Origin of the sequence: Herbiconiux dendrobii, from assembly GCF_052048175.1 — a bacterium.
In the GTDB taxonomy this organism is placed as follows: domain Bacteria; phylum Actinomycetota; class Actinomycetes; order Actinomycetales; family Microbacteriaceae; genus Herbiconiux.
The window spans coordinates 70,473-84,120 of sequence record NZ_JBLZQV010000004.1 but is presented as its reverse complement, the minus strand read 5'-3'; the positions used below and the strand labels follow the sequence as shown (position 1 = coordinate 84,120).

Sequence of the window (13,648 nt, the reverse complement as noted above, 5' to 3'; positions counted from 1 at the left end):
CCGACACGCATGCTTACCGCTGACATCCGCTCCCGCTGGCTCGACTTCTTCGGCGATCGGGGGCACACCGTGGTGCCCTCGGCGTCACTCGTGAGCGAAGACCCGTCGCTGCTGTTCACGGTGGCCGGCATGGTTCCGTTCATCCCGTACCTCTCGGGTCTGGTGCCCGCGCCGTACCCGCGTGCCACGAGCGTGCAGAAGTGCATCCGCACCCTCGACATCGAAGAGGTGGGCAAGACCACCCGGCACGGCACGTTCTTCCAGATGAACGGCAACTTCTCGTTCGGCGACTACTTCAAAGAGGGCGCCATCGGCTACGCCTGGGAGCTGCTGACCACGCCCGAGAGCGACGGCGGCCTCGGCATGGCCGAGCGCGACCTCTGGGTGACGGTCTACGAAGACGACGACGAGGCGATCGACATCTGGAAGCGCGTGGCCGGCGTGCCCGACTCGCGGATCCAGCGGTTCGGCAAGGAAGACAACTACTGGTCGACCGGGCAGCCCGGCCCCGCCGGCCCGTGCTCGGAGATCTACTTCGACCGCGGTCCCGCGTACGGCGCCGAGGGCGGCCCGGCCGCCGACGAGAACCGGTACATCGAGATCTGGAACCTCGTCTTCATGCAGTACCTGCGGGGCGAGGGCACCTCGAAGACCGAGTTCGAGATCCTGGGCGAGCTTCCCCGCAAGAACATCGACACCGGCATGGGCCTAGAGCGCGTCGCCTTCTTGAAGCAGGGCGTCGAGAACCTGTACGAGATCGACCAGGTGCGTCCCGTGCTCGACCGTGCCGCGGAGATCTCCGGCCGACGCTACGGCGCCGACCACGACGACGACGTGCGGATGCGCGTGGTCGCCGACCACGTGCGATCCGCCCTGATGCTGATGAGCGACGGTGTGACCCCGTCGAACGAGGGCCGCGGCTACATCCTGCGCCGCCTGCTGCGCCGCACGGTGCGCTCGATGCGTCTGCTCGGTGTGGACACCGCGACGATGCCCGAGCTGCTCAGCACCTCGCGCGACGCCATGAAGGCCGCCTACCCCGAGGTGGAGCGCGACTACGACCGCATCTCGCGCGGCGCTTACGCCGAAGAGGAGTCGTTCCTGCGCACCCTCACCGGCGGCACCACCATCCTCGACACCGCCGTGACCGCCACGAAGGCGGGCGGGGCCTCGGTTCTCGAGGGCGGCACCGCGTTCCTGCTGCACGACACCTACGGCTTCCCGATCGACCTCACGCTGGAGATCGCCGAGGAGTCGGGCATCACCGTCGACCGCGTGGCCTTCGAGTCGCTGATGGCCGAGCAGAAGCAGCGGGCCAAGGCCGACGCGAAGGCGAAGAAGCTCGGCATCACCGATCTGACGGTCTACAGCGCCTTCCGCGCGCTCGGCGAGACCGTGTTCCGCGGCTACGACGCGCTGGAAGCCGAGTCGAGCATCCTGGGCCTCATCGTCGACGGCGTCTCGGTGAACTCCGCGGTGGCGGGGGAGCAGCTCGAGGTCATCACGGCCGAGACCGCTCTCTGGGCCGAGTCGGGCGGTCAGGAAGCGGATGCCGGCACCATCGTGGGCGACGGCTTCGAGCTGACCGTGCTCGACGTGCAGAAGCCCGTGAAGGGGCTCATCTCGCACCGCGTGGAGGTGACCAGCGGTCAGGTGGCCGTGGGCGATCTCGCCCGCACCGTCGTCGACGCCGACTGGCGCCGCGGCGCCACCCAGGCGCACTCGGCCACGCACCTCATCCACGCCGCCCTGCGTGAGACCCTCGGCGAGCAGGCCCACCAGGCCGGCTCGTACAACAAGGCCGGCTACATGCGCCTGGACTTCACCTGGAACCAGCCGCTCTCGGGCGAGACGCGCAGCGAGATCGAGGAGATCGCGAACCTCGCCATCCGCTCGGATTACGAGGTCGTCACCCGCGAGCTTCCGATCGACGAGGCGCGCTCGATGGGCGCGATGGCGCTGTTCGGCGAGAAGTACGGCGACGTCGTGCGGATGGTCGACATCGGCGGGCCGTTCTCGCGCGAGCTGTGCGCCGGCACGCACGTGTCCTCCAGCTCGGAGATCGGGATGATCAACCTGCAGTCGGAGTCGTCGATCGGATCCACGAACCGGCGCGTCGAGGCCCTCGTGGGCATCGAGGCCTTCCGCGAGTTCGCCACGGAGCGGGCTCTCGTGGCGCAGCTCACCTCCTCGCTGAAGACCCCGCGCGACGAGCTCGCCACGCGAATCGCCGATCTGACCGCAAGCCTCAAGGCGGCGGAGAAGAAGATCGCGGCGTTCGAGTCGGGCGCCCTGGCGACCCGTATCCCGACGCTCGCGGCCACCGCGCGTCCGGCCGGTTCCACCACGCTCGTGGCCGAGGACCTCGGCGCGCTGAACTCGGCCGACGACGTGCGGCAGCTCGTCACGGGCGTGCGCGAGGCCCTCGTGGCCGGCGGCAGCGCTTCGGCGGTCGTCGCCCTCGCGGCGAACGTCAACGACAAGCCGGTCGTGATCGTGGCGACCACCGACGGCGCCCGGGCCGCGGGCCAGAAGGCCGGCGCGCTCGTGAAGCTCGCCGCCGGGGTGCTCGGCGGCGGCGGTGGCGGCAAAGACGACCTCGCCCAGGGCGGCGGCGCCGACGTGACCGCCATCCGGACCGCCCTCGACGCCATCTCGGCAGCGGTGGCCGGCTAGCGGATGCGCACCGGCGTGCGGATCGGCATCGATGTGGGCAAAGCCCGCATCGGGGTCGCGCGCACCGATCTGCACGGCATGCTGGCGACGCCCGTGGAGACCGTGCCGCGGGCCGCCGAGGGATCGGGCGACGCCGATCTGGCGCGCATCCGGGACATCGCCACCGAGCTCGACGCCTTCGAATACGTGGTGGGGCTGCCGCTGTCGATGAGCGGTGGCGAGACGCCGTCGACCCAGGATGCGCGCGACTTCGCCGAGCGGCTGGCCTCCACCGGCGGCCTGCCCGTGCGGATGATCGACGAACGCCTCAGCACCGTGTCCGCCCAGGCGGCCCTCCATCGTTCCGGACGGAACACTCGCAGCTCCCGCCCCGTGATAGATCAGGTGGCCGCGGTTATACTCGTGCAGCACGCTCTGGACAGTGAGCGTTCCTCGGGAAAGCCGCCCGGCATCCTCATCGACCCGAGCCAAGGAATCAGGTAGTGACTGACCGACAGGCACCAGACGACCACCCGTTCGCCGAGTTCTTCCGCCCGGAGGAGCCGGCACCCGCTGCCATGCAGCCGACCTCGCGCCGGGCGGCGCGGCAGGCCGCGGCCGACCCCGTCGCCCCCCACCGCACGCCCAGTGGCGGCGTGCGGGGCGGCGGCGCGAGCGGCGGAGGCATCGGCGGAGACGGTGGCGGCTCGCGCGGAGGCGGTTCGCGCGGAAGCGGCAGAGGCGGCTCGCGCGCTCCGCGTGAGCGGAAACCCCGCCGCTGGATCCCCGGGTTGATCGTCACGGTCGTCATCCTCGGCCTGCTGGTGGCCGGCGGCGCCTTCGTGTGGAACACCTTCGGGAGCCAGATCACCGCGCTGGCCGCCGGCAAGCCCGCGGCCGACGACTACGAGGGGGCGGGAACCGGCGAGGTCACCTTCGTGATCAACGACGGCGACGTGGGCGAGACCATCGGCGACAACCTGGCGGCCGCCGACATCGTGAAGAGCTCGCGCGCCTTCTACGAGCTGCTGCTGCAGTCCGACCCCGCGCCGGTCTTCCAGGCCGGCACGTTCAAGCTCGCGTCGCAGATGAGCGCGCAGGCCGCACTCGACGCGCTGCAGAACCCCGACAACAAGATCGACTACACCGTCGCCATCCCCGAGGGCTCGAGCGCCAAGGGCATCTACCAGGAGCTCGCCGACGTCACCGGCATGCCGCTCGCCGACTTCCAGGCCGTCGGGGCGAACTACACCGCTCTCGGTGTGCCCGCCGAGGCGCCGAGCATCGAGGGCTACCTCTTCCCGGCGACCTACGTCTTCCAGCCCGGACAGACGCCCACCGACATGATCACCACGATGGTGAACCGCACCTTCGAGTCGCTGGATGCCGCCGGTGTCGCCCCCGAGGATCGGTTCCGGGTGCTCACGCTCGCCGCGCTCATCCAGAAGGAGGCGGGCAGCGTCGAGGACATGTCCAAGGTCTCCCGGGTGTTCACGAACCGCCTGGCCGAGGGCATGAACATGGAGTCGGACGCGACCATCGCGTACGGCGCCGGTCACAGCCGCGTGGAGACCACGTCGGCCGAGCGAGAAGACCCCTCGAACATCTACAACACATACCTGTACCCGGGGCTGCCGGCCGGGCCCATCTCGAACCCGGGAGACGACGCCATCAACGCGGCGCTGCATCCGGCCGACGGATCGTGGCTGTTCTTCGTGACGGTCGACCTCGACACCGGCGAGACGGTGTTCTCCGACACGATCGAGGAGCACGACGCCGCGGTGCTGCGCCTGCAGGCGTGGTGGGACGCCCACCCCGAGGTGCAGTAGCGCGATGAGCGCTCCGTTCTCGGCGCAGAACGGTCAGCGGCTCGCCGTTCTGGGGTCGCCGATCGCCCATTCGAAGTCGCCGCTGCTTCATCAGACCGCGTACGCGCTGCTCGGCCTGCCCTGGGAGTACGAGCGGCACGAGATCGACGTCGAACGGCTGGGCGGATTCGTCGCCGGGCTCGGGTCGGAGTGGCGCGGGCTCTCGCTGACGATGCCGCTCAAAGAGGCGATCACCGCCGCCCTCGACTCGGTCGACGCAGTGGCGGCCACGAGCGGGGCGGTGAACACCGTGCTGATCGAGTACGCCCCGGATGCGGCGCGCCGGCTCTCGGGGTTCAACACCGACGTGCACGGCATCGTCACCGCCCTGCAGCGCGCGGGCGTCACGGCGGGGCTCAGCGCCCTGGTGGTCGGTGGGGGCGCCACGGCGCGCTCGGCCGTGGTCGCGGCGGCGCAGCTCGGCGTGGAGCACGTGGACATCGTGCTGCGCACCCCGTCGAAGGCCGCCTCGGTCGTCGAGGCCGCACGGGCCTCGGGCCTCACGACCTCGGTGCGGGCGCTGACGGACCCGGCGGTCGCCGAGCTCGAGCCGGGGGTGACGATCAGCACGCTGCCCGGCGGGGTCGAGGCATCCGCTCTGTTCATCGGGGCGCGTGCGCCGCACACGTCGACGCTGCTCGATGTGGCCTACCACCCGTGGCCGAGCGAGCTGGGCGCACTGTGGGACGACGCCGGGTCGACCACCGTGTCGGGCCTCGCGATGCTCGTGCACCAGGCGGTGGCGCAGATCCGCATCTTCCGGAACGGCGACCCGCTGCTGCCGTTGCCCGACGAAGAGGCCGTCACGCGAGCGATGCTCGACGCCGTCGGCCTGGCCTGACCCCCGAATGGCCGAATTCATGGGTGCACGCTAACGTTGCAGGATGTCTGAGCCGATTTATCCTACACCTGTGCACCTCGACGACAGCGTGGACGGGGGTGTTGCCGGCGGCGGACCTCTCTCGCGCCGCTCGGTTCTGACCGCTGCCGCGTGGAGCGCACCCGTCGTCGCGATCACGCTCGCCGCTCCTGCCGCCAGTGCCAGCGAGGCGGGCTTCGACCTGGCCGTGGACCCGCTCCAGCTGGGCGACTCGCTCCCGGTGTTCAGTGCCGACTTCAGCCGCCGGTGGGCCGCCGGCGCTCCGCTCGGGATCGTCGTGAGCAACCACGGAACCGTGGCGTCGCCGGCGGGAGCCACGCTGACCGTCAGTGTCGACTCCCGGGTGTTCCAGTTCACCGGGATGCGCGGGGCGTTCCCGGGCGACGACACCCCCGAAGCCCTGACCATCGTGTCGAACACGGTCGCGGGCAACCGCTCCACCATCACCGCCACGATCCCCTACGCCATCCCGGCGGGCACGGATTCCTACACGGGCTTCCGCGTGTCCATGGACTTCGACACCGTCGCCGTCTACCCGAACGACGGGGTTCAGCCGGTGCTCGACTCGACCTGGGTGGTCGGATCACCTGCGGGCGACATCGACGTGAGCAACAATTCCGTCAGTTACGCCGGCTACCGGGACGTCGGGCCCGCCACCGCATGGGGCGTCATCGCCGAGGCCGTCTGGGAGCGCGTCGACTTCGCGGGCGGCGCCGGCTACAGCCACCGCGCGACGAGCGTCACGCTGACCTCGACCGGGCCGACGCCGGCCGTGGCCGGTGGGCAGATCATGATCCTCACCGACCAGCGGGTCAGCACGGCCATCACGGTCGACGACATCCAGCTGAACGGGCAGCCGGCGGGTGGCGCCATCGTGTTCGATCGCGACGACTCGTACGTCGGCCAGGTGCTCTACAAGTACTACACGACCACGGTCGACCTCGTCGAAGGCGACGTCGTGACGTTCTCGCTGAGCTACACCGACGGCCTCCCGGACACCGTTCCGGAGAACCTGTCGGGCTCCCAGGTCAACTTCATCGGAGTCATCCCGAACGACGACGACCGCCGCGGCACGAACATCAGTGCAGCGACGAACACCGACCGGACGGGCTTCGAAGCGACCCCCTGAGCGGTGTCGTGTGCCGGGGGGTACCTCGGGTCTGTGGGAGGATCGTAATCATGCTTCGTTGGCTCACCGCCGGCGAGTCCCATGGTCAAGAACTCATCGCGATCCTCGAGGGCCTCCCGTCCGGCATCCCCGTCACTCTCGACCACCTCCGCACCGACCTCGCGCGGCGCAAGCTCGGCTACGGCCGCGGCGCCCGGATGAAGTTCGAGCAGGATGAACTCACCATGTCGGGCGGCGTCGTGCACGGGCGCACCCTCGGCAGCCCCGTCGCGGTGCGGATCGGGAACACCGAGTGGCCGAAATGGACCGAGGTCATGGGCGTCGAGCCGCTCGACGAGGCTCTGCCCGGTCGCGGCCGCAGCGCACCGCTGACCCGGCCCCGGCCCGGTCACGCCGACCTGGTGGGCATGCAGAAGTACGACTTCGACGAGGCGCGGCCCATCCTCGAGCGCGCGAGTGCCCGCGAGACCGCCGCCCGCGTCGCCCTGGGCGCGATCGCCCGGGCGTTCCTCGGCGAGCTCGGCATCACCCTCGTCAGCCACACCCTCGCGATCGGGCCCGTGCGCGTGCCCGAGGGATCCCCGCTGCCCGTGCCCTCCGACGTCGATGCGCTCGACGCGGATCCGGTGCGCTGCTGGGACAAGGCGACGAGCGACCTCATGGTCGCCGAGATCGACGACGCCCACAAGGAGGGCGACACCCTCGGCGGCGTCGTCGAGGTGCTCGCCTACGGCCTGCCCCCGGGACTCGGCTCGCACGTGCACTGGGACCGCCGGCTCGACTCGCAGCTCGCCGCCGCCCTGATGGGCATCCAGGCGATCAAGGGCGTCGAGGTCGGCGACGGCTTCGAGACCACCCGCCGCCGAGGATCCGCCGCCCACGATGAGCTGTACCGCGAGGCGGGATCCATCTCCCGCTCGAGCGATCGCGCCGGCGGCACCGAGGGAGGGATGTCCACCGGCACCGTGCTGCGGGTTCGCGCCGGCATGAAGCCGATCGCGACCGTTCCGCACGCGCTGCACACGATCGACGTCGCCACCGGCGAAGAGGCGGCCGCGCACCACCAGCGCTCCGACGTCTGCGCCGTTCCGGCCGCCGGCGTCGTCGCGGAGGCGATGACCGCCCTCGTGCTGGCGAACGCCGTGCTGGAGAAGTTCGGCGGCGACTCGGTGGGGGAGACCCGCCGCAACCTCGAGTCGTACCTCGCCGCCATCCCCGAGGCGCTGCGCACCGACATCGTGCGCGCCGACTAGGGCGAGCGCATGAGACTCGTGCTGATCGGCCCGCCCGCGGCCGGCAAATCGCGCATCGGCAAGCGGGTCGCCCGGCTGCTGGATGTGCCCTACGTCGACACCGACAAGCTGATCGTGGCGGCACACGGCCCGATCGTCGACATCTTCAGTGCGCACGGCGAACCGCACTTCCGCACGCTCGAGCGCGCCGAGGTCGTCAAGGCCCTGGCCACCGACGCCGTCGTCTCGTTCGGCGGCGGGGCCGTTCTCGACCCCGACACCCAGCGCGACCTCGCCGGGCTGCCGGTGCTGCTGCTCACCGTGCAGCCGCACGCCGTGGCCGGTCGGCTCGGCAGCGGCAAGCGGCCGCTCGTACGCGATGTCGACTCGTGGATCGCCCTGTACGAGCAGCGCCGCGATCTCTACCAGCGGCTCGCCGACCACGCCATCGACACGACCGACCGCGCCACCGACGACCTCGCCGAGGAGGTCGCCGAGTGGGCGCGAGCGCAGGCCGGTGCCCGCCGCTCCGCCTCCGACACGACGACCGACCGCACCCAGCCCGAGGAGAGCATCCGATGACCGACGCCCCCACCGTCATCCCGATCACCGGCGATGACGGCTACGACGTGCTGATCGGCCGCGGCATCCTCGACCGCGTGGCCGACGGCCTGCCCGCCGGCGTGAACAAGGTGCTGGTCGTGCATCCGCCCACCCTGGGCGCCCGCGCCGCCGAGCTGCGGGAGAGCCTGCTGGGCCTCGGCCGTTTCGACGTGCTGCTGGCCGAGGTCCCGGATGCCGAGGCCGGCAAACGGGTCGAGGTCGCCGCCTTCTGCTGGCAGGTGATGGGCCAGGCCGACTTCACCCGCACCGACGCTGTGATCGGCTTCGGTGGGGGAGCGGTCACCGACCTCGCGGGCTTCGTGGCCGCCACCTGGCTGCGCGGCGTGACGCTCGTGCAGGTGCCGTCGACGCTGCTCGGGATGGTCGACGCCTCGGTGGGCGGCAAGACCGGCATCAACACGAACGAGGGCAAGAACCTCGTGGGCGCCTTCTACGCCCCGTCGCTGGTGGTGGCCGATCTCGATCTGCTGACCAGCCTGGCGAAGAACGAGATCCTGGCGGGCTTCGGCGAGGTCGTGAAGTGCGGTTTCATCGCCGAGCCGGAGATCCTCGACATCATCGAGGCCGACGTGGAGCGGGCGACCGATCCGGCGTCGGAGGAGATGCAGCGGCTGATCGAGCTCTCCGTGGCCGTGAAGGCGCGGGTGGTGAGCGCCGACTTCAAGGAGGCCGGGCTCCGCGAGATCCTGAACTTCGGGCACACGCTCGGGCATGCGATCGAGCACGCCGAGCGCTACCAGTGGCGGCACGGCGCGGCGGTGGCCGTGGGCATGATGTTCGCCGCCGAGCTCAGCCGGCTCACCCGGGGACTCCCCGACGAGCAGGTCGACCGGATGCGCCGCATCCTGGACTCGCTCAGCCTGCCGCACAGCTACCCCGCCGGCCGCTGGCCGACACTGCTGGCCACCATGCAGCGCGACAAGAAGACCCGCGGCGCGATGCTGCGCTTCATCGTGCTCGACGGGCTCGCCCGGCCGAGCGTGCTGCAGGGGCCGGAAACGTCGCTGCTGTTCGCCGCCTACCAAGAGATCGCGTCCTAGGAGGTCCCGATGGCATCCGTGCTCGTTCTGAACGGCCCCAACCTGGGCCGGCTCGGCAGCCGTGAACCCGACGTGTACGGGTCGCAGGATCTGGAGGCGCTCGGCGAACTGCTGCGGGTCGACGCCGAGGCGATCCCCTCGCCCGAGCCGATCCGCATCGACCTGCGCCAGACCAACGACGAGGCCGAGCTGATCGCGTGGCTGTACGAGGCCGTCGACACCACGACCCCGGTCATCCTGAACCCGGCGGCGTTCACGCACTATTCGTACGCGCTGCGGGATGCGGCTGCCCTCGTGACCAAGGCGGGCCTGCCGCTGATCGAGGTGCACATCTCGAACCCGCACGCACGCGAGACCTTCCGGCACACGAGCGTGATCTCGGGGGTCGCCTCGGGCGTGATCGCCGGATTCGGCTTCACCTCGTACCGGCTCGCGCTGATCGGGCTGCTGCCGTTCCTGACGCCCGAAGCCTGACCCGGTACACTCTTTCAGGACCGAAACGCCGGTCTCACCTCATACTTCGAAACGGATCACTTCTTACATGGCTTCAACGAACGACATCAAGAACGGCACCGTGCTCGACATCGACGGTCAGCTCTGGAACGTCATCGAGTTCCAGCACGTCAAGCCGGGCAAGGGCGGGGCGTTCGTGCGCACCAAGATCAAGAACGTGCGCACGGGCAAGCTCGTCGACCGCACCTTCAACGCCGGTGCCAAGATCGAGACGGCCAACGTCGACCGTCGCGACTACCAGTACCTGTACAAGGACGGCGACGACTTCGTGTTCATGGACACGACCGACTACGACCAGATCACCATCCCCGGCACCATCGTCGGCGACGCCGCGAACTTCCTGCTCGAGCAGCAGAACGCCACGATCGCGCTGACCGATGGGGAGCCGCTCTACGTCGAGTTGCCGGCATCTGTCGTGCTCGAGATCACCTACACCGAGCCGGGCCTGCAGGGCGACCGCTCCACCGGCGGCACGAAGAACGCCACCGTCGAGACGGGTTACGAGATCCAGGTTCCGCTGTTCCTGGAGATCGGCACCAAGGTCAAGGTCGACACCCGCACGGGCGACTACCTCGGCCGCGTCTCCTAGGGCGCCGGTCTGTGAGCGCACGGACGAAGGCGCGTAAGCGCGCTCTCGACATCCTCTTCGCCGCCGATGTGCGGCAGATCCCGATCGCCGAGTCGCTGGCCGCCGAGGCCGCCCGCGCGGCCTCGGAGCCCGACCGCGAGGCCTCGTGGCTGTACGCCCGCGACATCGTGGACGGTGTCGTCGACCACTTCAGCGAGATCGACGAGACGATCGAGAGCTACGCGCAGGGCTGGACGATCGCCCGGATGCCGGCCGTCGACCGCGCGCTGCTGCGGATCGCGATCTGGGAGATCCTGTTCAACGACGAGGTGCCGGCGTCCGTCGCCATCGCCGAGGCGGTCGAGGCCGCGAAGACGCTCTCCACCGACGAGTCGGCCGGCTTCGTGAACGGCGTGCTCGGCAAGGTCGCCCAGTCGGCTTAGTCACTCGCTCGTCGAGAATTCGCAAAGGGTGCCAAGGCTTCGGCCTGGCACCCTTTCCGGCTTCTCGGCGGATCCCTTGCGACGTCCCGGCGGATGCTCCGGCACGAAGTGTCCCCGGATGGCTCCGGCCGGACATACCAAGATGTGAGCATGGATACAGGGGTGGAGTCCGACGAGGTGCTGTGGCGACGCAGCCTCGGGGGCGACGGGGGAGCCATCGCGCTGATCTTCGATCGGCACGAGAGGCGGTTGTTCCGCGCGGCGCTGCGGGACGCGCCCTCCGCGCACGATGCGGAGGACGTGGTGGCCACCGCCTTCCTGGAGCTGTGGCGACTGCGCGAACGGGTGCGGATCGTCGAGGGATCCCTGCTCCCGTGGCTGCTCGTCACGACGGCCAACGTGTCGCGGAACGCCGCGCGAAGCCGCCGTCGGCACCGGAACCTGCTGGCCAAGCTGCCACCGGATCCGCCCGCGCCCGATGTCGCCGAGGAGGCGCTCGACCGCATCGACGCCCTGCAGCAGGAGCGCCGATTCGCCGCGGCGCTGGGCCGCCTGCGCGCCGGTGACCGACAGATCCTGGTGTTGTCCGCGGTGGAGGGATTCTCCATCGAGGAGTGCGCGGCGGCACTGGACATCGGCCGCGATGCCGCGAAAGCCCGCCTGACGCGGGCGCGGCGCCGCGCCCGCGCCCTGCTGCACGCCGAACCGGCGGCCCCGGCGCACCGTGGTCTCGATCTGGAGGAGAACCCCGCATGAGTATTCCCGAGTTCGACCCGGAGCGGCGCCTGGCCTTCCGGCGGCTGCTCTCCGACTCCGTCGAGGACACTCCTCGGCCCCTGCCCCGGTCGCGGTCGCACCGGAGGCCGCGCTGGACGGGGATCGCCGCCTTCGTGCTCGCCGGCGTGCTCACGGGCGGTGCCGTCTCGGCGGCGGCCACGACCTTCCGGCCCGAGGACGTCGCATCCAGCTCTCCCGCCGCCCCGGACGACGCTTCCGCTACGGCGAGCGCTCGACTCGATGACGCGGTCATTGCCGTGGGCCTGCGCGGTGTGCCGGCACCGGACGGGGTCTCGCCGGGATCGCCGATCATCTCGATGCTCGGCAGCGCCGAGACCTTCCAGCTGGCCGCCGACGGCAGTTCGCCGTACGCGGCTCCGGCGGGCTCGGGCTGGACCGCGCTGTTCCCCTTCGATCCGCCGGAGGGCGCGACGCACGTGCGCGTGTCGTTCCTCTGCCTGAGCGCCGGGACGACCCGGTTCGGCCAGAACGCCGACCACAACAACGGCTCCTCCGGCTGCGACGGGCCGGGCGCCGGTTCCTTCAGCTCTTACGGGGACTACCCGCTCGATGCGGGTCTCACGCTCTACATCGACGCGGATCCGGGCGCCTCCTCGATCTTCACCATCCAGTACGTCAATCACGTCGAGACGGCTTGGGGCATCAACGCGGCGGGTGAGACCTACGGCATCATGAACAAGCCCGGCGCGGGCGAGCCCGACCTGATCGCGGCATCCGGATCGGCGTCGAACGGCGAGCGGGGGTACATCCGCCGGACCGAGCTGGAGGCGGCCGACGGCACCGCGGCGATGCAGGAGTTCAGTACAGCGGAGGACGTGAAGACATGGCAGGACGAGAACGCCGGGGTGGATCGCACCATCCCGCTCTACGAATCCGACGGGGTGACGCAGATCGGGAGGTTCCTGATCTCCGGATGACCCGGCGCCAGGCAGCGGCTGCGGCCGGCGCGGTGCTTGCGGTGGCCGGGCTGACGATGCTGAGCGGATGCACGGCCGGGGGCGCGGTCTCGACCGACCTGCCGCCCACCTCCGCCGCTCCGGCCGGGCCGGAGCTGTGGGGGAGCGCCGCGCTCTGGGTGTCACCCGAGGGCGAGGTCTCGATGTGCGGCGTACCGTTCGGCGACTCCGGGTGGGGCAAGCCCTCGGTGTGCGAGGACCCACTGGAGGTCTCCGGGGTGGATGCGGCGGCGCTGGCCACGAGCTCGCCCGCTCCGGTCGAGGGCGAGGACGACGGGTGGACGTGGTCCGCCCACGTGGTGACCGGGTACTTCGATGGCGATTCGAACCACTTCACGGTGACCGGCGTCGACACGGAGGAGGCGCTGGCCCTACAGGAGGCGGTCTGGGCGCCGCCGCAGAACCCCGAACCCCAGCCGACGTACGCCACCGACGAGGAGAAGAGCGCTGCGCTGTTCGCCGAGGCCGATCCCGCGAACTACGGATGCGCGGCGCCCGAAGGCGGCTGGCGCGATGCCGGCGACCTGGAGGGGCTGATCGGGCCGTACTCGGCGGCGTACCCCGAGCAGGTCGTGGGCTGGGCCTCGCTCTGGGTCGCCGACGGCGTCGGCGTCGCCCTGATCGGTGCCGCCGCGGATGCCGACCTCGAGGCCGTGCGCACGGGCATGCAGAAGCTCTTCCCCGACGCCGCCTGCATCGTGACCTCCCAGGTCTCGGCCTCGCAGCTGGCGAGCGCGCGGGCCGAGCCGCTCTTCGGTCCCGATCCCCACGTCGCCCGTTCGAGTTCCGACGCGGAGGGTCGCACCACACCGGATCCGTACCTCTGGGTCGGCCGCACGGCTCCGAGCGACGAACTCGACGCCGCCATCGCAGGATATCCGCAGGGCTTCGTGCAGCTGCACACGTGGTTCCAGCGCCTGCCCTGAGCCGGGCGCCGGCTGG

14 protein-coding genes are annotated in these 13,648 nt (G+C 70.6%); all 14 read left to right on the top strand.

Annotated elements, in window-relative coordinates; translation table 11 throughout:
- The first annotated feature begins 9 nt into the window (after window positions 1-9).
- The 14 genes from alaS to ACN4JJ_RS13205 all read left to right on the top strand — a co-directional run bounded on the left by alaS (window position 10) and on the right by ACN4JJ_RS13205 (window position 13,632).
- Window positions 10-2,676, top strand: coding sequence for an alanine--tRNA ligase (gene alaS / locus ACN4JJ_RS13270; protein WP_440710373.1), 2,667 nt, complete (start codon window positions 10-12; stop codon window positions 2,674-2,676).
- Between the two features lie 3 nt (window positions 2,677-2,679).
- Window positions 2,680-3,159 carry a Holliday junction resolvase RuvX gene (gene ruvX, locus ACN4JJ_RS13265; RefSeq protein ID WP_291054958.1) on the top strand — a complete coding sequence of 160 codons (480 nt, stop codon included), beginning with the start codon at window positions 2,680-2,682 and terminating at the stop codon, window positions 3,157-3,159.
- A complete protein-coding gene (mltG, locus tag ACN4JJ_RS13260; RefSeq protein WP_440710372.1) occupies window positions 3,159-4,484 on the top strand; it encodes an endolytic transglycosylase MltG in 1,326 nt (441 codons plus the stop codon). Before ruvX ends, mltG begins: the two co-directional genes overlap by 1 nt.
- A 4-nt stretch (window positions 4,485-4,488) precedes the next feature.
- Window positions 4,489-5,364 carry a shikimate dehydrogenase gene (locus ACN4JJ_RS13255; protein WP_440710371.1) on the top strand — a complete coding sequence of 292 codons (876 nt, stop codon included), beginning with the start codon at window positions 4,489-4,491 and terminating at the stop codon, window positions 5,362-5,364.
- A gap of 70 nt (window positions 5,365-5,434) precedes the next feature.
- Window positions 5,435-6,532: a hypothetical protein gene (locus ACN4JJ_RS13250; protein ID WP_440710370.1), complete on the top strand. Its 1,098-nt coding sequence runs from the start codon at window positions 5,435-5,437 to the stop codon at window positions 6,530-6,532.
- 50 nt (window positions 6,533-6,582) lie between these two features.
- The gene (gene aroC / locus ACN4JJ_RS13245) at window positions 6,583-7,785 is read left to right on the top strand and encodes a chorismate synthase (RefSeq protein ID WP_440710369.1); all 1,203 of its coding nucleotides are present in this window, start codon (window positions 6,583-6,585) and stop codon (window positions 7,783-7,785) included.
- Between the two features lie 9 nt (window positions 7,786-7,794).
- On the top strand, window positions 7,795-8,346 hold the full coding sequence (locus ACN4JJ_RS13240) for a shikimate kinase (protein WP_440710368.1): 552 nt from the start codon (window positions 7,795-7,797) through the stop codon (window positions 8,344-8,346).
- Window positions 8,343-9,428: a 3-dehydroquinate synthase gene (gene aroB, locus ACN4JJ_RS13235; protein ID WP_291054998.1), complete on the top strand. Its 1,086-nt coding sequence runs from the start codon at window positions 8,343-8,345 to the stop codon at window positions 9,426-9,428. The genes ACN4JJ_RS13240 and aroB overlap by 4 nt, the downstream gene beginning before the upstream one ends.
- Before the next feature lie 9 nt (window positions 9,429-9,437).
- Complete coding sequence (locus tag ACN4JJ_RS13230) at window positions 9,438-9,902, top strand: type II 3-dehydroquinate dehydratase (RefSeq protein ID WP_440710367.1); 465 nt, start codon at window positions 9,438-9,440, stop codon at window positions 9,900-9,902.
- A gap of 67 nt (window positions 9,903-9,969) precedes the next feature.
- Entirely contained in the window at window positions 9,970-10,530 is a 561-nt protein-coding gene (efp, locus tag ACN4JJ_RS13225; protein ID WP_440710366.1) for an elongation factor P, read from the top strand.
- A gap of 11 nt (window positions 10,531-10,541) precedes the next feature.
- Complete coding sequence (gene nusB / locus ACN4JJ_RS13220; RefSeq protein WP_440710365.1) at window positions 10,542-10,952, top strand: transcription antitermination factor NusB; 411 nt, start codon at window positions 10,542-10,544, stop codon at window positions 10,950-10,952.
- A gap of 150 nt (window positions 10,953-11,102) precedes the next feature.
- Complete coding sequence (locus ACN4JJ_RS13215; protein WP_440710364.1) at window positions 11,103-11,708, top strand: RNA polymerase sigma factor; 606 nt, start codon at window positions 11,103-11,105, stop codon at window positions 11,706-11,708.
- Window positions 11,705-12,667, top strand: a complete 963-nt coding sequence (locus ACN4JJ_RS13210) for a hypothetical protein (protein WP_440710363.1) — start codon at window positions 11,705-11,707, stop codon at window positions 12,665-12,667. The genes ACN4JJ_RS13215 and ACN4JJ_RS13210 overlap by 4 nt, the downstream gene beginning before the upstream one ends.
- Window positions 12,664-13,632: a hypothetical protein gene (locus ACN4JJ_RS13205; RefSeq protein ID WP_440710362.1), complete on the top strand. Its 969-nt coding sequence runs from the start codon at window positions 12,664-12,666 to the stop codon at window positions 13,630-13,632. Before ACN4JJ_RS13210 ends, ACN4JJ_RS13205 begins: the two co-directional genes overlap by 4 nt.
- Window positions 13,633-13,648 lie beyond the last annotated feature (16 nt).